The following is a 20,860-nucleotide window of genomic DNA, read 5'->3' on the forward strand; positions in this document are numbered from 1 at the left end:
GCGACGGACCTCGGGACGCTCTTACACCACGTCTGCGCGCGCCACCCACGCCAGCTCTATGTGACCTTAATTTTGGGTACATTGTTGTCCCGATATTGAGCTTGGGGGATATATGGAAAATGAGACGAGGGGCCAAGAGGACGCGGCCCAAGATGCAGCGGCGTGCGCCGAGGCCTTGGAGAGCCTAGACCGGTTTTCGCTGGACGAAGTTGCGTTTGACGAGACAATCGCCGACATGCAGGACGCGGCGGGCGATGGCATACCGGATACGGGCGACGACGTCGAGGATGCTCGCGATGAAGCCGATGTCGAAAAAGGCGATGACGAGGGCAATGGCCAACCGGAACCCAACGCGGGAGATGAGACCTCCCTGCTTGGCGACTTGCCCGTCGACGAATCGCTCACCCGCGAGCTCCCCGGCTTGGGCTCTGCGCCAGTCGTCGACGAGACCATCGCCATGGGAGATATTCCCCTGCCGTCCGCTCCCTCGGCACACGAAGCCGAGGTTCGTCATCGTAAGATGTCGCCCAAGCGCCGCAATCTGATGGTCGCCGGTGTCGTGGCTGTCGCGCTCGTCGCCGGCGGCGCGGGCTATGCGGCTTGGAACGGATACCAGCAAGAGCAGGCCGCCGTAGTTGCCGCAAACGCCCATACCATGATGTCGGTGCAAATTGGCGTACATGCCGCGGGACTCGACTGCTCCACCGGCTCAAAGATCCCCGTGCAGGTGAGTGGCCAGGACTCCGACGGCTCTTCTGTGAGCGAAACGCTCTACGTTGACGAGCACGGCCGCGGCATCAAACTGCTGCCCGGCGATTACACGCTCTCCATCGCTGCCTCCCCCATCGCGGCCGACGGCACCATCTATACCGTCCCGACCACCAAGACGCAGGTCACCGTTAAGAGCGATGGACAGGATTTAAGTGCCCAGGCTGCCTTTAAACTCAAGGTGCCTTCGGCCGACACGGTAACCAACGACCAGATCGACGCCGCCGCCAAGTATGCCGAGGAAGGCGGCGCGAGCTCCGCCGCCACCGCCAAGGTGCTCCAGCAGGCGGCAACCGCGCGGCGCGACGCCGCCGTCAATGCCGTGAGCGCGCAAAAGGCACAGGCAGCCCGTGATGCCGACGCCCGTCACAAGGCAACCGACCTCTACCAGCTCGATATCCCCGTCGAATGGTACGGCAAGGTCGAGACTTGGCAAAATGGCAGCACGCTATGCATCTATCTTGCCGGCGACAGCGATACGCCGATTGTGACGCTCGTCGCGGTGCGCGAGGGCGAGAGCTTTACGCCCGATGAGGGCGATACGGTTTTGGGTGCGGCCAATCTAGGCAACGGTTATACCGTCTACGCCAGCGGCCCCGTCTATCCGTACGTGGTGCCCCAGACCATCAACGGGCGCACGCAGAACCCCGTGTCGACCTATCCCATGGACACAGCCATTGAGCTTGTCGAGCTTACGACCGGCAACCGCTACACCTACAGCCAGATCAAGAGCGTGCTGGTCGGCAAAGACGGCAAGGCCGACGCTGCCACCAAGCTCGAATGCGACTACATCGCCCAGATTCTGCTGCCGAGCATCAAGGCCCAGGACTAGCCGGGCGCATCATGGTACTCCCCAACCGTGATGAAGGGGCCAGGAGGTCCTGGCCCCACAGATCCGTAGATGATTAGGCAAGGAGCCACTTCCATGCGGGCACAGCGTGTACCACACCGTGTTCACATGGAATATCGGCCTGTTCATCCATAGTAACGATTACCGACTCGCCAAGATCAAACTGGGCCATCGAGGCATCGAGGGCTGCAATTTCGCGTTCGCGCGTTTTCTCGCTTGCCATATCCACACTCACCTGAGTCAGGCTATAAGCCTGCATGAGAAGTGCATCCCCAGCCACAAAGTCAACCTCATGGCTTTTATTCTTCTCCTTGACCAGTAGGCGGCAGACCGAACCGACCCGCACCGCAGGAGTCCTTCTTCTGAGCGCATTGAACACCGCAGTCTCGAGCCTCTGGCCCTGGTCCAATGCCGATGCGGGAGAGAATGCTCCAAACATCGCAGGATCGACAGCGTAGACTTTAGACGCAGACCGCGTATTATTTGCAAGTGAACGCGTAAACTCCGGCACAGAAAACAGCAGGTAGGCGTCCTCGTAATACTCAAGTAAGTCGCTGAGCGAATTACGACTGACGGGTATCTGCCTGCTCTTGAACTCGTTGTACACCTTGTTCACCGACAGCTCTCGTCCCGAAGATGCCATACACCGCGTCAGAAACAGTGAGGCCAAACGAGGGCTCTTGACGTCGTAACGCTCCACAACGTCCATAGCGACCGTTCGCGACGCATATTCCTGTAGCAGCTGAATCGCGTCTGCGGGCGTCTGCTCAAGTGTCGCGATGAATCCCCCTCGCTCGAGATATCCGACCAGATGGTGTCGGAGCAACGCTGCAGCGCTTGAGGAGAAGGGCGCGTTCGACTCAGGAACGCTCCCCGTCTTATATCGGACGTATTCCGAAAAACTCAACGGAAAAAGCTCTCGCACAAGAGAACGGCCCCTGAACTCGCTCTTAAGTTCTGAGGACAGCATCTTAGAAGAAGATCCCGTCACGTAAACGGTCGCCTTCTCCGTATCGACCACGCGTCGCAGAAACGCACCCCATTCGGGTATTTCCTGGATCTCGTCAAAGAAAAGGTAGGCGCCCTCGCCTCGAGCAGCAGGATATAGTGCATAGAATGTATCGAGCACGTCCGCTAGTAGCGATGGCTCATACGGACGCAAGCGCTCATCCTCAAAATTGAAATATAGCATCCGGTCAAGCTCGACGCCTTGGCCCTGAAGCCGCCGCATCTCCTGATACAAGCGATACGTCTTTCCACAACGACGGGCGCCCACAATCACATATACGATGTTGTCGCGCTTTGGCTCCTGCGGGTTGCCCAGATCAAGGTCGCGCTCAAAGACCTGCGGAATCCCCTGTTGCTCAAAGTCCTTTATTTTTTGAGCCACCAAGTCGTTGAATGCCATAATTCTCCAATCTTGCTCTCCTGCTAATCAAGATTATAACGATTCTTGATTAGCAGGAGAGCAAGATTATGCGTATCTTGATTAATGGATAAGCAAGTTTTCTATTAGTGGCCCCTCCCGGAGGATATCGAGCGGCCGAGGGGGGCAGGCATGAACGCCTCTAGCCGAAAACAAAGTAGCTAAAAAAGCCCCGTCCCAAATGAGCTACTTAACGCCAGGGGTCGGCTTCGAAGAGGGGCTCGCGCTCGGGGCGACGATCGCTATAAGGATCGTAGCCGTCGTCATCCTCGTTCTCGGCACGGATGTAGGGGTCGCGCGGCTTGGGCACAGGCTTGGGTGCAGGCTTGGGTGCGGCCGGCGCGGCGTTGGCGACCGGCGCATTCGTCTTGTTCTTGTCTATCATCTGCATATCTCCTTGCCATGCAATCGTGTTCAACATTATCGATTGTCGCACGAAAAAGGGCGGCGGACCCAATTGGATCCGCCGCCCTTGGCGTTTAGAGACGGCTGGCAGATTTTAAGGCATGTCCCATAAATCTACTCGGCGTCGGGGACCTCGTAGGTAGCAGACGGCGTGTTGTCGCACACGACGGTAAAGCCGCCGTCCTTGTCGGCATCGACCGTCACCTGATCGCCCTCGCGCACCGTACCGTCGATGATGGCGGCGGCGATGGCGTCCACGACCTCGCGCTGGACCAGGCGCTTGAGCGGACGGGCACCGAACACGGGGTCCAGGCCACCCACGGCGAGCATCTGCTTGGCCGCCGGGGTGATGGCAAGCGTCATGCGCTCCTTGGCCAGACGCGCGCGGACGTCGGCAAGCTGGATGTCGACGATCTTCTCGATCTGCGCCATGCCGAGCGGATGGAACACCACGATATCGTCGATACGGTTGAGGAACTCGGGGCGGAAGGTCTGAGCCATGGCGGCGTCGACCTGATGGCGCATCTCCTCCTCGTCCTTACCGGACAGATCGGCGATGGCCTTGGAGCCCACGTTAGACGTCATGATGATGATCGTGTTCTTGAAGGACACCTGGCGACCCTGGCCATCGGTCAGACGGCCGTCATCAAGCACCTGCAGCAGCACGTTAAAGACATCCGGATGAGCCTTCTCCATCTCGTCGAGCAAAATCACGGAGTACGGACGACGGCGCACGGCCTCGGTAAGCTGGCCGCCCTCGTCGTAACCCACGTATCCCGGAGGCGCACCGATCAGACGTTGGACGCTGAACTTCTCCATGTACTCGGACATGTCGATACGCACGAGCGCACGCTCGTCATCGAACAGGCACTCGGCAAGCGCCTTGGCGAGCTCGGTCTTGCCCACGCCGGTGGGGCCCAGGAAGAAGAAGCTGCCGATGGGCTTGTCCGGATCGGAGAGGCCCGCACGGCTGCGACGCACGGCCGCGGCGACAGCGGAGACCGCCTCGTCCTGGCCGATGACGCGCTTATGCAGCTCGCCCTCCAAGCCCTTCAGCTTGTCGAGCTCGCCCTGCATCATCTTGGAGACGGGCACGCCGGTCCAAGCGCTCACGACCTCAGCGATCTCATCGGAGGTCACCTGCTCGTTGAGGCCCTCGCCGTCCTGCTGCTTTTGCGCCTCGAGCGCAGCCTCGGAATCCTGAATCTGCTGCTGCAGGCCCGGAATCACGGAGTAGCGCAGCTCGGACGCACGGCCCAGGTCGCCGTTGCGCGTCGCACGCTCCTCTTCGCTCTTGGCCTCGTCGAGCTGTCCCTTGAGCTCCTGCACGTGGTCGATGGCGTTCTTCTGGTTGAGCCAGCCGGCCTTTTGCACGTTGAGCTTTTCTTGGACCTCGGCAATCTCTTGGCGCAGGGCCTCCAGACGCTCCTTGGAGGCGTCGTCGGTCTCCTTCATGAGCGCCTGCTCCTCGATCTGCAGCTGGGTGAGCTGACGCGTGGTGGCATCGATCTCGACCGGCATGCTGTCGAGCTCCATGCGCAGGCGGCTTGCCGCCTCATCAACCAGGTCGATGGCCTTATCGGGCAGGAAGCGGTCGGCGATGTAGCGATCGGAGAGGTCGGCGGCCGCCACGAGCGCGCTATCGGTGATATGCACGCCGTGGAAGATCTCGTACTTCTCCTTGAGGCCACGCAGGATCGAGATGGTGTCCTCGACGGTGGGCTCGGAGACCATCACGGTCTGGAAACGACGGGCGAGTGCCGCGTCCTTCTCGATGTACTTGCGATACTCGTCGAGCGTAGTCGCGCCGATTGCGTGCAAGTCGCCACGGGCAAGCGCCGGCTTCAGGATGTTGCCGGCGTCCATGGAGCCCTCGGTGGCACCCGCGCCCACGATGGTGTGGAGCTCATCGATGAACAGGATGACCTTGCCTTCGGACTTTTGGACTTCCTTGAGCACGGCCTTCAAGCGGTCCTCGAACTCGCCGCGGTACTTGGCGCCGGCGACCAGCGCGCTCATGTCGAGCTCGATGAGGTCGCGGTCGCGCAGGGTGCTCGGTACGTCGCCGGCCACGATTCGCTGAGCAATGCCCTCGACGATGGCCGTCTTGCCGACGCCCGGCTCGCCGATAAGCACGGGGTTGTTCTTGGTGCGGCGGGACAGAACCTGAATAGTACGACGGATCTCGTCGGTACGGCCGATGACCGGGTCGAGCTTGCCGGCGCGAGCCAGATCGCAGATGTTGCGACCGTACTGCTCCAACGCCTCAAACTGCGTCTTGTCCTCGGCAGACGTCACGCGGTCATCGCCGCGCAGTTCCTCGTAGACTTGCTCGATGCGCTCCTTGGTCACGCCGGCGCCACGCAGCACGCGACCCGCCTCACCCTTGTCCTCGGCAAGTGCCATCAGCAGATGCTCGGTCACCACAAAGCTGTCGCCCATCTTGGTGGCCTTTTTCTCGGCCTTCTCGATCACGCGAACGAGCTCGTTGGACAGGCCCATCTGCTGACCCTCGCCCGACACCTTGGGCGCATGGTCGATGGCATCTTGTGTGGAGCGTGCGAGCTGAGCCGGGTCGGCACCGATGCGCTCGATGATCACGGAGATATTGCGCTCGCCGGCACCGAGCAGGGCAGACAGCAGGTGGATCGGCTCCACCGCGCCGGCCTGTGCATCGGCAGCCGTGCTCATGGCGGTCTGCAGCGCCTCGCGCGACGTCATTGCTAGCTTATCGATTCTCATGGAATCACCTCTCTTGGGGCGGCCGCCCTACGGGGCGGCTTCACGTTGTTCGAGAAGTATTGTTGCCAGCTTTACGCGATCTTATACACAAATCTAAGTCTCTATATATAAGATTTTCTGAGTGAATTACGGATAGGGTACTGAGATGTCAGCCCGCCGCTGCCCAGGCGCGCTACCGTCTCGATCTGTAACATCTAGCAGCCATTTTTGATCCTAGATGTTACAGATCGAGACAGACCGCGACCACCACAAAGAGGACAGGCACCTTTGTGGTGGTCGCGGTCTCTACTCCTTCGCCGAACCCGTACTTCCCGATTCGACGGTCCAGGGCATCTCATCCTCGAACAGCCATGTACGGGCAGACCCACTATCGCGTGCAGTCTGCGGGTCAGGCAAGCAGGTCTGTTTATAGGCATCTTGGATACACTGACCCATAAAATCGTTGAGCTCGGTCTGGTCGCCCTCCATGACATAGGCGACATCGCCGTCCATGATGTAGATGCCCGGACCCTCATTGCCCTCGTAGCCCGGATCGTACGAGACATCACATAACTTTGCGCCGTTTGCAGTGTCCAGCTCGATGGACGAGTGGCATCCGCCAACCATGTCGTTCGCTTTTGCCCGATAGGACGCATATCCGTACCAACGCTTAAATGTTTTGCCCTTGAGTAGCTCGGACGCCCTATCGATCAGGCTTGTATCCGTGGTATAGCGCATGGCCCCAAGCTGAATACGCGGATAATTGCTAATACCCAGCACAGCCGGCTGCTCATCAAAATCAACGGTAATGGTCTCGGGCTTGTCGTCGCCGGTCAGAAGTTCGACAGATTGAGTCACAGGCTTGACCACCGGCTCCGTCACCGCAGCAGGTAGAAATGCCATACCGACAGCGCCCGCGCCAACCACAGCGATCGCAAGCGCCAAGACAATCAATCCAATACGGGCAGAACGGCTCACGGCAAAACACCCCACAATGCAAACCTTCGCCACCTGCACTAATGATACCGCCAGCTAACACTATTACCAAAAGAAGCCGCGCGCTCCTCACCACCACAAAGGGGACAGGCACCTTTGTGGTGGTTTTCGACGCTAACGGTCGACCATCTCGCGCAATGAGATTAAACTTGAATTGCTCTCTGAACATATCCATTTCTGCCTATCCTCAACAGATCTTTGTCTCGAGGAGCGCATATGAAGCCGCCTCATTCCACCGGTCGCAACGTCATCGCCATTCTCGCCATACCCATCGTGATGCTCTTCCTTATCGTCATCACGCCCTTTTCCCTTGGTATCACCTCGCCCTTCGATTTATGCGGAATGGTCGACGCCGGCTCGCGTGCCACCTCGCTCTCCTTTATCTGTCGCGGCGTGTTTTACGAAGATGGAATTCCCACCGGAAGTTGGCAGTCAAAGTTGCCACTGCTCGGTCAGATCGACGGATGCTCCCCCTATTTCTGCCTTGGACCTCAGACGCTAAACTATCTAATCGACGACCAGCCACTCGACTTCATCACCCTCGCCTACGACTACGCACCAAACACCGATGAGCGCCACATGAACCAAGTCCTCGACAAGATGCTTGGACAGTGCGGGCTCACCGAGGAGGCCGGTCGAACCATCTATAGCAACCAGAAATTAAAGCGAACAGAACTCCGCCGTGTCGGAAAAATCAAAGGGCGAAACGGGGCCGCCTACTGGGATGCCTGGGCAACACGCGACAAGGGCGAATTCGGACACAGCACCTATATGGTCACTGTCTACACCAAAGACGGAATTAAGGACAATGTTGACGATTTCGCGTCATCCAAACTCGGCATCCCCAAAACAACCAAACCCGCCAGCCCAGATGAAATTCTGTAGAGCCGCCCATTAACATGCCGCTCAACGATCACAACAGCATCGAGCTCGTCCCCACCACCACAAAGGTGCCTGCCCCCTTTGTGGTGGTTTTCAACAAAAAGAAGCCGCCCCGATAACAGAGGCGGCATCAAGCAAGTCTATTTATTAGCGTCCCTCAAGACCCAACGAGAACGCAGAAATGTAGCCCGGGGCTTACCCTTTCCCGAACGCGGCCCTCGCGAAGCGCGTGAGCGGGCGGGAAAGGGTAAGCCCCGGGCGGACAATTAAGTGCGCTACTCGGCAGCGGCCTTGAACTTGTTGTAGTTGATCAGGCAGCCGGCCTTGACGATGGCACGCTCCTCTGCCGTCATATCGGCAATGTAGAGCTCAATCTGCTCGACCGCACCATCGGCGCGCACCACGTAGGCGGCGATGTCCTTCAGGTCGCCATCGAGCGCGGCACGGATACCCGGAACAAAGACGTAATCGCCCACCTCAAAGTTGGGCTCGGCCTCCATCTGGAAGGGCACCATGCCCCAGTTCATCACGTTGGAGCGATAGCGCTTGGTGGCGTACTCGTGGACGATGTTGGCCAGGCCGCCAATTACGCGCTGGCAGCTCGCGGCCTGCTCGCGGGCGCTGCCGTCGCCAGGCTTCTTGGCGTAAATCATGGAACCGAACTCGGTCGCCTTGGCATCTGCCGCGACGCCCGCACCAGCCAGCGCCTCGAACACACCGGCAAGCTCGGCATCGAGCGCGGCCAGGTCGCCCGCGGACTCGCCGGCAACGCGACGCTTCTCCACAGCGTCGACCTCTTTGCTGCGACCCACGTACGCCGGGTCGCGACGGCTCAGCGTAAACTCGGCCAGACCCAGCGGGTTGGAGCGGAAGGAGCTCGTCTCGCCCGAGGGAATGAGCTCGTCGGTCGTAGTGACCGGGTCCATGATCTTGGAGCAAACCTTGAGCAGGATATCGTCGCCGAGAGGCTCCATCGCGGGCCACGGCTTGATGTTGGGGCCTTCGACCAGCACATCGGCAGGCTCCGCCTTGCCAAAGCCCCAGTACACGCGCTTCTTGTACGGCGCGTCGTCAAAGGTGTACTCGCAGGCCTCGTCCCAAGTCTCCTCGGGCAGGTCGGTCGCCGGCGTCAGGACGCCACCGTTGGCAGCCGTTGCCGCAATGGAGCGAGCATCCATCAGGGCCACGGCGCTCAGCTGGCCATTACCCGGCTTGGAACCCTCGCGGTTGGGGAAGTTGCGCGTAGTGTGGCGGATCGAAAGGCCGTTGTTGGCAGGCGTGTCGCCAGCGCCAAAGCACGGACCGCAGAACGCCGTGCGCACGATCGCACCGGCCTCAATGAGGTCATAGATATAGCCACGGCGCGTAAGTTCGAGCGCCACGGGCTGGCTTGTGGGATAGACCGACAGCGAGAACTCGCCGCAGCCGGTGTTGGCGCCCTTGAGCACGCGGGCAGCCTGGACCACGGAGTCGTAGTTGCCGCCCGAGCAGCCGGCGATAACGCCCTGCTGTACGTGCAGCTTGCCGTCGACGATCTTGTCGAGCAGGCTAAAGTGCGTCTTGCCCTCGCCGATCTTGGCAGCCTCGAGCTCCACCTCATGCAGGATGTCCTCGAGGTTCTCGTTGAGCTCGTCGATCTCAAAGCCATTGGAAGGATGGAACGGCAGCGCGATCATGGGCTTGATGCTCGACAGGTCGACCTCGACGCAACCGTCATAGTAGGCGACATCGGCGGGCTTGAGCTCGCGGTAGTCGTCGCCGCGGCCGTGCATGGCCAAAAACGCATGCGTGTCCTCGTCGGTGGCCCAAATGCTCGACAGGCAGGTGGTCTCGGTGGTCATGACGTCAACGCCGTTGCGGTAATCGGTCGTCATGCTCGCGATTCCGGGGCCCACAAACTCCATGACCTTGTTCTTGACGTAGCCCTTGGCAAAGACGGCGCGAATGATGGCGAGCGCCACATCGTGCGGGCCGACGCCGGGGCGCGGGGCGCCCGTGAGGTAGATGGCCACGACGCCGGGATAGGCGACATCGTAGGTGTCGCGCAGCAGCTGCTTTGCCAACTCGCCGCCGCCCTCGCCCACGGCCATGGTACCCAGGGCACCATAGCGGGTGTGCGAGTCGGAACCCAGGATCATCTTGCCGCAGCCGGCGAAGTTCTCACGCATAAAGGAGTGGATGACGGCGATGTGCGGCGGAACGAAGATGCCGCCGTACTTCTTGGCCGCGGAAAGGCCAAAGACGTGATCGTCCTCGTTGATGGTGCCGCCCACGGCGCACAGCGAGTTATGGCAGTTGGTGAGCACGTAGGGCAGCGGAAACTGCTCCATGCCCGAGGCGCGCGCCGTCTGGATGATGCCGACAAAGGTGATGTCGTGGCTCGCCATAGCGTCGAAGCGAATCTTGAGCGCCTCGGGATCTCCGGACGTATTGTGTGCCTGGAGGATCGAATACGCGATGGTGCCGCGCTTAGCATCCTCGGGCGTCTGCGTAATACCGCGCTCGGCAGCCTCGGCCGCAGGCACAACCTCGCTGCCGCCGCGCAGGTAAATGCCGTCCTCGTACAGCTTGACCATACTGTCTCCCACTCTGCCCAAAAGATTTGGGCGCATAGCATACATTCGTTCAATATCGTGCCATAGAACGGTTGCGAGTGGGTTACGAATCTCTGCGTTCACTTTATCTCAGTAAAGCAGAGGACGAGTTAGGTCCTGGGGAGGCAGACTTAGACGCTCAAATGACGAGAGTGGATAATCTCCCACTTTGAGCCTGCAAACAGGCAAAAAACGGGAGATTATCCACTCTCATTCTGCAGGTACTCATTTAAGTCTGTCCCCAATGAGTGCCTACAGGTCGCCGCCCGTGCCCAGCAGTTTGCGCATGACTTGCTCGGGGTTGACCGAGCCGTCGCGCGGGGCCAGGGCGGTGATCTTCTTCTGCATCTTATACTCGTGCAGCTCGTCCTCGAGCTGGCGCACGCGGGCGCGGAGCTTTTCGTTCTCGCGCTCGCGCTCCTCGGCACGCTCCTTCATATCGAGGATGCGCACCACGCCGGCAAGGTTGATGCCCTCGTCAGTCAGCTGGTTGATGAGCTCCAGGCGCTCGATATCGGCACGCGAATACAGACGCGTGTTGCCGCCCGAGCGCTGGGGGTTCACCAAGCCCTTGGACTCGTAGACGCGCAGAGTCTGCGGGTGCATGCCGGTCAGCTCGGCCGCCACGCTGATCATGTACAGCGGTTTGTTCCTATTGTCCTCGGCCATGCTACCTGACCCCTTTCCGTCTCGTTATCGTCCATCATAAGCCCGCGGGCGTGGGCGTGCGCCGCGACCGCCCTAGTACGTCGCCTTGTAACGATTGACCTTCTCGCGATAGTCGCGCGTGTCGGCCTCGCGCAGCTTGGTCATGGCATCGCGTTCATCGTCGGACAGGTTCGTGGGAACCTGCACCTTGATCTCGACGAGCAGCGCGCCCGTGCGGCCACGGTGCTTAACATCGGGCGCGCCCATCTCCTTAAAGCGGAACTTCTTGCCCGTCTGGGTGCCCGCCGGCACCTTCAGACGAACCGTCGCGCCGCCGGGTGTGGGCACATCCACCGTGCAGCCGAGCGCCGCCTCGTAAACCGAGATCGGTACCTCCATGGTCACATCGGCACCCTTGCGCTTAAACAGCGGGTGCTCCTCCACATGCGTGGTCACGACCAGGTCGCCGCGCTCGCCACCCGCAACGCCATACTCGCCGCGACGCTTGTAGCGTAGTTTGCCGCCGTCGACCGCACCTGCGGGAACCGAGACCGTAATGGTTTGCTGCTCGCCCGTCGAGGGAATGCGATAGGTGACCTTGTGCGTCACGCCGCGAAACGCGTCCTCGGCCGTCACGTCGACAGTCAGCGACAGGTCGCCGCCCTTGCGAGCACGGCTGCGACCCGCACCGGCACCGGCATTACCCGCAGCCCCGGCAAAGCCCGAGCCCCAATCGCTGCCCCAAGCGCCGTTGCCGCTAAAGATGCTGTCGAAGATATCGCCCCAGCCGCTGGCGCCCGCGCCGGCACCGTAGCCGCCGCCATACGCGCCGCCCGCGCCCGGCATGCCGCCGAACATGAGCATCTGGTCGTACTCTTTGCGCTTCTTCTCGTCCGAAAGCGTCTCGTAAGCCTCGCTAATCTCCTTGAACTTGGCCTCGTCGCCGCCGGCATCGGGGTGGTATTTTTGCGCGAGCTTGCGAAACGCGCTCTTGATCTCTTTGTCGGAGGCGCTCTTGGATACGCCCAGGATGTCATAGAAGGTTTTGCCTGCAGCCATCGTAGCTCCTCTCCTGTTTCATCCACCGCTCAACGGGCGGCGGCTCATACTGTCATATGGCACTAGGCCAGAAAGGGCCCCGGGTGTTGCCCCGGGGCCCTTCTCAATTACTCCTCGGTGCTCTCAGCCGTATCGGCCGCAGCATCCTCGGGCGCCGCTTCGGGCTCCGGTGCGGGGCGCTTCTCGCCACCGTAGGTCACCGTCACCATCGCGGAGCGCAGGATGCGGTCCGCCATGCGGTAGCCCTTCTGGTACACGTCGTTGACGGTCTCGTCGTACTGCGATGCGTCCTCGACACGCCCCACGGCCTGGTGCTCGAGCGGATCGAACGCCTCGCCCTTGGGGTCGATGGGCTCAACGCCCTCGTGCGCAAACACATCGAGCAGCTTGGCATGCACCGCATCAACGCCATCGACGAACTGCTTAAAGTCGTCGGAAAGCTCCTGGCTACGGGCATGGTCGATTGCACGCTCGATATCGTCAACCACCGGCAACAGCGCGGTGACAAGCTTCTCGGTCGCGCGCTCGCGCTCGGCGATACGCTCGCTGGCGGTGCGGCGACGGAAGTTCTCCCAGTCGGCCTGCAGACGGGCGGTACGCTCGGTGGCGTCCTTTGCCTTGTCCTCGGCGGCCTTCTGAGCCTCTGCCGCAGCATCGAGCTCGCTGCGTACGTCGGCAAGCTCCTTTTGGGCCTGCTCGAACTTGAGCTTAAAGTCGTTGTCGGCGGCTTCCTCACCGGCGCGGATAGCGGCTTCCACCATCTCGTCCTCGGTCATCGTCGCCTCCTTGTTGGAATCCTCTACCTGGTTCTCGGCAGCCTCGGCGGCCTCGGCCTCGTTGGCCTCGGTATCGTCGACGGCCTCTACGGGAATCTTCACGTCCTTCTCCTCAGAGTCAACGGGGGCGGCGCCAGCGGCGGCCGCCTCCGTGCGAGCTTTACGGGCGGACATGATTACTTGTCCTCGTCGTCCACAACCTCGTAGTCGGCGTCGACAACGTCATCGTCGGCAGGCTGGGCACCGGCGGCGCCGTCGGTCTGCTGCTGAGCGTCGGCGTAGACAACCTGAGCCAGCTCGTAGGCTACGGACTGCAGGGATTCGCCAGCGGCCTTGATGGCCTCGACGTCAGAGCCCTCGAGCGCCTTCTTGGCGTCGGCGATAGCGGCCTCGGCCTTGGACTTCACATCGGCGGAAACCTTGTCGCCCAGCTCGTTGAGGGTCTGCTCGGTGGAGTAGCACAGGCTGTCGGTCTGGTTGCGGACCTCGACCTCTTCCTTCTGCTTCTTGTCCTCCTCGGCATGAGCCTCGGCGTCCTTGACCATGCGATCGACTTCGTCGTCGGAAAGCGCGGTGGAGCCGGAAATGGTGATCTGCTGCTCCTTGCCGGTGCCCTTGTCCTTAGCAGAGACCTTGACGATGCCGTTGGCGTCGATGTCGAAGGTGACCTCGATCTGCGGCACACCGCGGCGGGCAGCCGGGATACCGGTCAGCTGGAACTTACCGAGCGACTTGTTATCGCGGGCAAGCTCGCGCTCGCCCTGGAGCACGTTGATCTCGACGCTGGTCTGGTTGTCGGCAGCGGTGGAGTAGACCTCGGTCTTGGAGGTCGGGATCGTGGTGTTGCGGTCGATCATCTTGGTCATGATGCCGCCCATGGTCTCGACGCCCAGCGACAGCGGGGTAACGTCGAGCAGCAGGATGCCCTCGACGTCGCCGGTGAGCACGCCGCCCTGGACGGCAGCGCCGTCGGCAACGACCTCGTCGGGGTTCACGGACATGTTGGGCTGCTTGCCGGTCATGGTCTTGACCAGATCCTGGACGGCGGGCATACGGGTGGAGCCGCCGACGAGGATGACCTCGGTCAGATCGGAGAGCTTAAGCTTGGCGTCGCGCAGGGCGTTGGTGACAGGCTGCTTGCAGCGCTCGAGCAGGTCGCGGGTGATCTTCTCGAACTCGGCGCGGGTCAGCGTGTAGTTGAGGTGCAGCGGGCCAGACTGGTTCATGGTGATGAACGGCAGGTTGATGGTGGACTGCTGGGCTGCGGAGAGCTCCTTCTTGGCGTTCTCGGCGGCCTCCTTCAGACGCTGCAGGGCCATGGGGTCCTGACGCAGGTCGACACCGTTCTCCTGCTGGAACTTATCGGCCATCCAGTCGATGACGCGCTGATCCCAGTCGTCGCCGCCCAGGTGGTTGTCGCCCGAGGTGGACAGAACCTCAAACACGCCGTCAGCGAGGTCGAGGATGGAGACGTCGAAGGTGCCGCCGCCCAGGTCGAAGACCAGAATGCGCTGGTCGGTGCCCTGCTTGTCCAGGCCATAGGCCAGAGCAGCAGCGGTCGGCTCGTTGACGATACGCTTGACGTTGAGGCCGGCGATCTTGCCGGCGTCCTTGGTGGCCTGACGCTGGGCGTCGTTGAAGTAGGCCGGGACGGTGATGACGGCGTCGGTGACGGTCTCGCCCAGATACTTCTCGGCGTCGGCCTTCATCTTTGCGAGCGTCATGGCGCTCACCTGCTCGGCGGTATAATCCTTGCCCTCGATATCGACGACGGCACGGCCACCCTGGCCCTCCTTGACCTCATACGGCACGGTCTTGATCTCGGAGGTGCACTCGGAGTACTTGCGGCCCATGAAGCGCTTGATGGAGAACACGGTGTTCTTGGGGTTGGTGACCGCCTGGTTCTTAGCGGCCTTACCCACGACGCGGTCGCCGTCAGCACGGAAGCCCACGACAGACGGGGTGGTGCGGTCGCCCTCGGCGTTCACGATAATGGTCGGAGAACCGCCCTCGAGGACGGCCATTGCGGAGTTAGTAGTACCAAGGTCGATACCAAGAATCTTACTCATTAGAAATTCCCTCTCTCTTTTGCGTTCGCGCCGCCTCGACGATCTGTCGCGCGGCGCTTCGGCTTGTCTTTCAGGATGTAGTGTATCCCCTTATGGGCCGGAATATACAAAATCTAAGTCAATTCATATAAGATTTCTTATCTCCGAGAGTTTAGGTTCGCAAAATCGCAGGCAGAAGCGCTATTTGAGTTCTCGGCAGATCTATTGAGATCTATGTAGAGATGGCTGAGGTTTGGGCTTGGGAGCGCACATGGCGGCCCCGGGCTTCCCTGGGGAAAGTTCGACCCGTTTTTCGGCCAAATAATGGGATGCGGTTTCCGCAAGCACGCTCAATCGCCCTATATTACAAGTCACCTATAGCTAACATTTGCGCAGCTCAACGGCCCCACCTGCGCGTTTTTTAGTAAACCTTGGCATACTCGGCGAACGGTATGAAGATGCCGGCCAGAGGGTATTGCAAACGGTCGCTCCCGTGGTATGTTTTTGCCCGAATCAAACCGGCGCGCATCGCCTGTAGCGTCGGTCAACAGAGAGGAAACTACCATGGCTCATCCCGTAATTGATGCCGACGAGTGCATCGCTTGTGGCGTTTGCGTCGACTCCTGCCCCGCTGGCGTTCTGGAGCTCCAGGACGTCGCTACCGTCGCCGACGAGGACTCCTGCGTCGCCTGTGGCGCTTGCCAGGACGCTTGCCCCGCTGGCGCGATCACCGAGATCGTCGAGGAGTAACAACTCCCCCACTTGCACACTCAAAAGTACACCGTGCACAAAAAAGGAGGCTTCCGCATCGCCGCGGAGGCCTCCTTTTTGTGCGGTTAACCAATTAGGCACCGTCGCAGGTTGAGCTCACGTCAGCGAAAACGTCCCTAAGCGAGCAAGGTGACGTGAAAGAGGAGGGAAGCGTACTTTGGTACGCGACCGACGATTGAACGTCAGATTGCCGCTTAGGGACGTTTGCAGCATCGGCTACGATAGATCGTCCTCGTAAGGCATTAAATCGGCAAGGTAGCCCTTCTCCTTGAGTATGGCCTCGATCTCGTCGAGGGTCTGCTCGTCCTCCGCCGCGATGCGATGGAAGTGGTAGCCGCTCGTCACCGTTAGTAGTGGAAAGCTCTTGCCGCTCTCGATATCGTGCAGGTAGCGCTCAACATCGCGACGATTGCGGATGTCCAGGTCGGCCGTGATCTTGCCGTACACACGATGGTTGACGATCACGTTGAGCACGGCGCCACCCGCGTCGACGATACTCGTAAGCTCGTCGCCCGCCTGCTCCACGCCGTGGCGCACCTTAACAAGACGCGTGGGCACGGCGGGGCTACTCGCGGCTTCCTGCAGCACGTAGCCGCGGTTGGTCGCCACGATATCGTGCCCATCGGCACGCAACAGGGCAATATCCTGAACCACGACCTGGCGGCTCACGCCAACCTCGCGGGCAAGTGCGCTGCCCGAAACGGGCTCCCTGGCTCCCTCGAGCACGCCCATGATGGCACGACGGCGCTCGCGGGCGTTCATTATTTACCGTCCAGCAGACGCAGGTGCTTAAGCGAGAGGTCGAGGATCGGGGCGGAGTGTGTCAGCGCGCCCGAGCTAATAAAGTCGACGCCCAGATCGGCCAGGGCGCGAATATTGCTGGCGTCCACATTGCCCGAACACTCAGTCTTGGCGCGACCGGCGATAAGCTCGATAGCGGCGGCCATGTCGTCGTGGGTCATGTTGTCGAACATGATGATGTCGGCGCCGGCTTCCACGGCCTCGCGCACCATGTCCAGGTTCTCGCACTCGATCTCGACCGTCGTGGTAAACGATGCATGGGCGCGCGCCATCTCAATCGCGCGCGCCACGCCACCGGCGGCGTCGATGTGGTTGTCCTTGAGCATGACGGCCGTCGACAGGTTGTAGCGATGGTTGCTGCCGCCGCCGATCTCAACCGCCGCCTTCTCGAAAACGCGCATGCCCGGCGTGGTCTTGCGTGTGTCGACAAGCACGGTCTTGGTACCCTCGAGCGCCGCTGCCATTCTGTGCGTATAGGTAGCGATACCGCTCATGCGCTGCAGGTAGTTGAGCGCCACGCGCTCGCCCGAAAGCAGCACGCGCGCATCGCCGCGCACCTGGCCCACGTGGTCGCCGGCGTGCACCTCGTCACCGTCGGCAACATCAAACAGCACCGAGCTCTGCGAATCCAGCAGCTCAAAGGTGCGGGCGAACACATCCAAGCCCGCGATGATGCCATCGGCCTTGGCGATGAGCTCCACCGTGGCGGGGCGCGCCGTGGGGCACACGCTCGCCGTGCTCACGTCCTCAAACGTAATGTCCTCGCGTAGAGCCTGCAGAATCAGATCATCGACGACGAGCTTCATGGTAATGGGATTCATGGTCTACTCCTCCACGGCCTGCGTGCCGGCGGCACGGGCCAAATCATCGATTGCCAGGGAGTCGGCGCTCAGGGCGCGATGACGCCCGTCGAGCGCGGGCTCGCCCGCCTGCTCCACGGCGAGCGACTCGCCGGTGCGCATGTACCACGCGGCGCGACGACCCCAGACCAGCGCCTCGAGCAGGCTGTTGGAAGCCAGGCGATTCTTGCCGTGCACGCCGTTGCAGGCCGTCTCACCGGCTGCGTAGAGCTCGGGCATCGAGGTGCGGCCGTCCTTGTCGACCCACACGCCGCCCATAAAGTAGTGCTGCGTAGGCGTAACGGGGATGGGCTCGTCCAAGATGTCGCGGCCGTCCTCCAAGCAGCGTGCGCGAATGTTGGCAAAGTGCCCGGTCACTACATCGCGCTCGACGGGGGCAAAGCTCAGCCACTCGTGCTCGGTACCGTCCTGCTTCATCTGCTCGCGGATGGCGGCAGCGACAACGTCGCGCGGCTGCAACTCGTCGGTAAAACGCTCGCCGGCGGCATTGAGCAGAATCGCGCCCTCACCGCGGCAGCTCTCGCTGATCAGGAAGGTGCGGCCTGGCTGCGGCGAGAACAGTCCCGTGGGGTGGATCTGCACGTAGTCCAGGTGCTCCATCTTAATGCCATGCTCCTGAGCGATGTAGCAGGCATCGCCCGTGAGCTGCGGATAGTTGGTCGAGTGGTCGTATATGCCGCCGATGCCGCCCGTTGCCCACAGCGTGTGGCGGGCATGGATCTTAAACGGCTCGCCGGCATGCGCGCCCTCGGCGGCATTTATCAGCTCGTCGGCGGGGCGGACCGAGTTGTCCTCGTCCACGGGAACGGCGACGACACCGGCACACACCGTGGCGCCGTCACGCTCGCCCGTCAGGATGTCGGTCATGGCCACGTGCTCCAAAATCTGCACGTTATCCAGTTTGCGAACGGCCTGAAGCAGCTTGGTCGTGATCTCCTTGCCCGTAATGTCGGCATGGAAGGCAATGCGGGGGCGGCTGTGCGCACCCTCGCGGGTAAAGTCGAGGCTGCCGTCGGCCTTGCGCTCAAAGTCCACGCCCATCGCCAGCAGGTCGTTGATGACCGAGCGGCTCGAGCGGATCATGATGTCGACGCTCTCGCGGCGGTTCTCGTAGTGGCCGGCGTGCATGGTGTCCTCAAAGAAGGCATCGTAGTCCGAGCCCTCGGGCAGCACGCAAATGCCGCCCTGCGCGAGCATCGAATCGCACTCGTCGACAGCGCCCTTGGAGAGCATGATCACGCGCGTGCTCGTCGGCAGATTGAGGGCCGCGTACAGGCCCGCCACGCCGCAACCGGCAATGACAACGTCGCACTCCATGTCGGGGTATTGTTTGGTTTCCACAGGAATCCTCTCCCTTGTTATGTGACATAAGGGACTGTCCCTCATGTCACATTGGCTTAGCGCGCCGCGTACTCGAGCATGCGGTCGAGCGTAAGTTTAGCCTGGTCGGCGGCCTCGTCCGACACGCCGATCTGCACCTCGCCCTCGCCCGTCTCCAGGCAGCGCACGAGTTTTTCGAGCGTGATGAGATCCATGTTGACGCAGGTGGGCTGCACCGCGGGGAAGTAGAACTTTTTGCCGGTGCCCTCGCAGCGGCGCTCGAGCTCGTAGAGCACGCCGCGGACCGTCACGATAATGAACTCGCTCGCGTCGGACTCCTCGGCATACTTGATGATGCCGGCGGTGGAGCCGATGTAGTCGGCCTCGGCCAAGACGTCGGCCTTGCACTCAGGATGCGCCAGCACGAGCGCGTCGGGGTGGGCCTCCGTCGCGTCAACGATCTGCTCGACGGTGATGATGTGATGGCGCGGGCAGTAGCCGTTGTTGAGGATGACGTGCTTTTGGGGCACCTGCTCGGCTACGAAGCGGCCCAGGTTCTGGTCGGGAATGAACAAGATGTGCTGCTGCGGCAGCTCGGAGACGATCTTGACGGCGTTTGAGCTGGTAACGCACACGTCACTCCAGCTCTTGATCTCGACCGTGGAGTTGACGTAGCAGACCACGGCCAGGTCGTCGCCGTACTCGGCGCGCGCCGCATCGACCGTCTCGCGCTTGACCATGTGCGCCATGGGACAGTCCGCGCCCGGCTCGGGCAGCAGCACGGTCTTGGTGGGATTGAGCAGCTTGGCGCTCTCGCCCATAAACTCCACGCCGCACAGCACGATGGTCTGCTGCGGCAGGCTCTTGGCAAGCTTTGCCAGGTAGAAGCTGTCGCCGACGTAATCGGCCACAGCCTGGACCTCGGGCGCCACGTAATAGTGCGCCAGGATCACCGCGTCGCGCTGGGTTTTAAGTTGCTGAATGGCCTCGACGAGCTCTGCGGGCACCAATGCCGCGCGCTCCGTTGCCGTCGTTGCCGATGCCAGGCCGGCCGCGATATCGCGTGCAAGCTCCGACGCATCCATGTTCGCGCTCTGTGCCATCAAGGCCCCTCTCTTTTGGCGAATCTTGGGGCTTTAGTATGACACCTAGGTTTACAGCTGACAAGACAGCTGTAAACCTAGGTGTAAAGTTGAAATAAAGATTCAATCATGCGGCAGGTCCATTTTCGAACTGGCAAGCTGAGGACAGCCGAAAATGGACCCGCCCCATGATTCGGGCAGCCCGTTTTGTCCTGGACCAAGGGGCAGTGGTCAAAAAGGGCCAAATATGAGTACTGTCACCAAATTAGTAGCATCGATTTTCCGGTCCAGAGCAGCAAAATCGCCTTGTTTGGAGCCCGATCGCGACTCTGAAGAACGAAAATCGATGCACTTTTGGCCTCTGGCACCGATTTTTGAGGCCATTTGGCTGCCACCAAACTGGTAACAGTACTCATATTTGGCCCTTTTTGACCACCGGGTTTCCGGCAGGCCCCAAAAGCGGGCCCGAATCGCTCGATCCGGGCCCGCTGGGGGTAGCGAGCACAATCGAGGTGTAAGAAGCAAGAGAGGGCCATCGCCTAGAATCGTCAGCGCCTAGATATTCAACGAGAGGAAAGACAATGGTCCGCAGCGACATGCTACCCCAGCCGGACCGGGGGCTCGGCCTCGACCGGCCCCAGACCGAGGCATTTCACCGACGAGTTCAAGAGGAAGATAGTCGATCTCCACAACGCCGGAAAGCCCAGGCGCGAGGCCATGGACGAGTGCGACCTCGACAAGAGCACCGTGGAGAGGCGGGTCAAGTCGATAAACGAGACCGGCTCGCCGCGCGCCGCCGACAACCGCACGCCCGAGTAGAACCGGATCCTGGAGCCCGAGCGCGAGAACCGCA

General features: G+C 61.2%; 16 protein-coding genes. 3 read left to right on the forward strand and 13 right to left on the reverse strand.

Annotated features, from left to right (window positions below; genetic code table 11):
- The first annotated feature begins 112 nt into the window (after window positions 1-112).
- Window positions 113-1,600, forward strand: coding sequence for a hypothetical protein (locus DW024_RS04460; RefSeq protein ID WP_117818276.1), 1,488 nt, complete (start codon window positions 113-115; stop codon window positions 1,598-1,600).
- 73 nt (window positions 1,601-1,673) lie between these two features.
- On the opposite strand, the gene DW024_RS04465 is transcribed toward DW024_RS04460, so the two are convergent.
- From DW024_RS04465 to DW024_RS04480, 4 genes are all read right to left on the reverse strand, one after another.
- Window positions 1,674-3,026 carry an ATP-binding protein gene (locus tag DW024_RS04465; protein WP_117637939.1) on the reverse strand — a complete coding sequence of 451 codons (1,353 nt, stop codon included), beginning with the start codon at window positions 3,024-3,026 and terminating at the stop codon, window positions 1,674-1,676.
- Between the two features lie 208 nt (window positions 3,027-3,234).
- Window positions 3,235-3,429 (reverse strand): hypothetical protein, encoded by a 195-nt coding sequence (locus DW024_RS04470; RefSeq protein WP_233502698.1) that lies wholly within the window; start codon window positions 3,427-3,429, stop codon window positions 3,235-3,237.
- A gap of 134 nt (window positions 3,430-3,563) precedes the next feature.
- Entirely contained in the window at window positions 3,564-6,191 is a 2,628-nt protein-coding gene (gene clpB / locus DW024_RS04475; protein WP_117759104.1) for an ATP-dependent chaperone ClpB, read from the reverse strand.
- 285 nt (window positions 6,192-6,476) lie between these two features.
- Window positions 6,477-7,163 carry a hypothetical protein gene (locus tag DW024_RS04480; protein WP_117797285.1) on the reverse strand — a complete coding sequence of 229 codons (687 nt, stop codon included), beginning with the start codon at window positions 7,161-7,163 and terminating at the stop codon, window positions 6,477-6,479.
- Between the two features lie 219 nt (window positions 7,164-7,382).
- Here DW024_RS04480 and DW024_RS04485 point away from each other — a divergent pair, with 219 nt between their 5' ends.
- Window positions 7,383-8,051, forward strand: a complete 669-nt coding sequence (locus DW024_RS04485; protein ID WP_117583635.1) for a hypothetical protein — start codon at window positions 7,383-7,385, stop codon at window positions 8,049-8,051.
- A 272-nt stretch (window positions 8,052-8,323) separates the two neighbouring features.
- Here DW024_RS04485 and DW024_RS04490 read toward each other — a convergent pair whose 3' ends face one another.
- The 5 genes from DW024_RS04490 to dnaK all read right to left on the reverse strand — a co-directional run bounded on the left by DW024_RS04490 (window position 8,324) and on the right by dnaK (window position 15,194).
- Window positions 8,324-10,624, reverse strand: a complete 2,301-nt coding sequence (locus tag DW024_RS04490; protein ID WP_118377062.1) for a hydratase — start codon at window positions 10,622-10,624, stop codon at window positions 8,324-8,326.
- Window positions 10,625-10,894: 270 nt separating this feature from the next.
- The gene (locus tag DW024_RS04495) at window positions 10,895-11,311 is read right to left on the reverse strand and encodes a heat shock protein transcriptional repressor HspR (RefSeq protein ID WP_055250809.1); all 417 of its coding nucleotides are present in this window, start codon (window positions 11,309-11,311) and stop codon (window positions 10,895-10,897) included.
- A gap of 72 nt (window positions 11,312-11,383) precedes the next feature.
- Entirely contained in the window at window positions 11,384-12,349 is a 966-nt protein-coding gene (locus tag DW024_RS04500) for a DnaJ C-terminal domain-containing protein (RefSeq protein ID WP_117583637.1), read from the reverse strand.
- A 107-nt stretch (window positions 12,350-12,456) separates the two neighbouring features.
- Window positions 12,457-13,299 carry a nucleotide exchange factor GrpE gene (locus DW024_RS04505; RefSeq protein ID WP_117583638.1) on the reverse strand — a complete coding sequence of 281 codons (843 nt, stop codon included), beginning with the start codon at window positions 13,297-13,299 and terminating at the stop codon, window positions 12,457-12,459.
- A gap of 2 nt (window positions 13,300-13,301) precedes the next feature.
- Entirely contained in the window at window positions 13,302-15,194 is a 1,893-nt protein-coding gene (gene dnaK / locus DW024_RS04510; RefSeq protein WP_117564548.1) for a molecular chaperone DnaK, read from the reverse strand.
- Window positions 15,195-15,737: 543 nt separating this feature from the next.
- On the opposite strand from dnaK, the gene DW024_RS04515 reads away from it, so the two are divergent.
- On the forward strand, window positions 15,738-15,923 hold the full coding sequence (locus tag DW024_RS04515; protein WP_006235216.1) for a DUF362 domain-containing protein: 186 nt from the start codon (window positions 15,738-15,740) through the stop codon (window positions 15,921-15,923).
- 237 nt (window positions 15,924-16,160) lie between these two features.
- Here DW024_RS04515 and DW024_RS04520 read toward each other — a convergent pair whose 3' ends face one another.
- Genes DW024_RS04520 through nadA form a run of 4 tightly spaced genes read right to left on the reverse strand, consistent with a single transcriptional unit; the run spans window position 16,161 to window position 20,028 of the window.
- The gene (locus DW024_RS04520; protein WP_118377063.1) at window positions 16,161-16,706 is read right to left on the reverse strand and encodes a transcription repressor NadR; all 546 of its coding nucleotides are present in this window, start codon (window positions 16,704-16,706) and stop codon (window positions 16,161-16,163) included.
- A complete protein-coding gene (nadC, locus tag DW024_RS04525; RefSeq protein WP_055250817.1) occupies window positions 16,706-17,566 on the reverse strand; it encodes a carboxylating nicotinate-nucleotide diphosphorylase in 861 nt (286 codons plus the stop codon). The genes DW024_RS04520 and nadC overlap by 1 nt, the downstream gene beginning before the upstream one ends.
- Before the next feature lie 3 nt (window positions 17,567-17,569).
- Window positions 17,570-18,946, reverse strand: coding sequence for an L-aspartate oxidase (locus tag DW024_RS04530; protein WP_233541332.1), 1,377 nt, complete (start codon window positions 18,944-18,946; stop codon window positions 17,570-17,572).
- A gap of 56 nt (window positions 18,947-19,002) precedes the next feature.
- Window positions 19,003-20,028, reverse strand: a complete 1,026-nt coding sequence (gene nadA / locus DW024_RS04535) for a quinolinate synthase NadA (RefSeq protein WP_089573637.1) — start codon at window positions 20,026-20,028, stop codon at window positions 19,003-19,005.
- Window positions 20,029-20,860: the final 832 nt, after the last annotated feature.

The organism is Collinsella sp. AF37-9 (assembly GCF_003475115.1).
Taxonomy (GTDB): Bacteria; Actinomycetota; Coriobacteriia; order Coriobacteriales; family Coriobacteriaceae; genus Collinsella.

Excerpts from the sequence above, each read along its gene's own strand:
- DW024_RS04460 (WP_117818276.1), top strand. The coding sequence starts at position 113 with ATGGAAAATGAGACGAGGGGCCAAGAGGACGCGGCCCAAGATGCAGCG.
- DW024_RS04465 (WP_117637939.1), bottom strand. The coding sequence starts at position 3,026 with ATGGCATTCAACGACTTGGTGGCTCAAAAAATAAAGGACTTTGAGCAA.
- DW024_RS04470 (WP_233502698.1), bottom strand. The coding sequence starts at position 3,429 with ATGATAGACAAGAACAAGACGAATGCGCCGGTCGCCAACGCCGCGCCG.
- clpB (WP_117759104.1), bottom strand. The coding sequence starts at position 6,191 with ATGAGAATCGATAAGCTAGCAATGACGTCGCGCGAGGCGCTGCAGACC.
- DW024_RS04485 (WP_117583635.1), top strand. The coding sequence starts at position 7,383 with ATGAAGCCGCCTCATTCCACCGGTCGCAACGTCATCGCCATTCTCGCC.
- DW024_RS04490 (WP_118377062.1), bottom strand. The coding sequence starts at position 10,624 with ATGGTCAAGCTGTACGAGGACGGCATTTACCTGCGCGGCGGCAGCGAG.
- DW024_RS04495 (WP_055250809.1), bottom strand. The coding sequence starts at position 11,311 with ATGGCCGAGGACAATAGGAACAAACCGCTGTACATGATCAGCGTGGCG.
- DW024_RS04500 (WP_117583637.1), bottom strand. The coding sequence starts at position 12,349 with ATGGCTGCAGGCAAAACCTTCTATGACATCCTGGGCGTATCCAAGAGC.
- DW024_RS04505 (WP_117583638.1), bottom strand. The coding sequence starts at position 13,299 with ATGTCCGCCCGTAAAGCTCGCACGGAGGCGGCCGCCGCTGGCGCCGCC.
- dnaK (WP_117564548.1), bottom strand. The coding sequence starts at position 15,194 with ATGAGTAAGATTCTTGGTATCGACCTTGGTACTACTAACTCCGCAATG.
- DW024_RS04515 (WP_006235216.1), top strand. The coding sequence starts at position 15,738 with ATGGCTCATCCCGTAATTGATGCCGACGAGTGCATCGCTTGTGGCGTT.
- DW024_RS04520 (WP_118377063.1), bottom strand. The coding sequence starts at position 16,706 with ATGAACGCCCGCGAGCGCCGTCGTGCCATCATGGGCGTGCTCGAGGGA.
- nadC (WP_055250817.1), bottom strand. The coding sequence starts at position 17,566 with ATGAATCCCATTACCATGAAGCTCGTCGTCGATGATCTGATTCTGCAG.
- nadA (WP_089573637.1), bottom strand. The coding sequence starts at position 20,028 with ATGGCACAGAGCGCGAACATGGATGCGTCGGAGCTTGCACGCGATATC.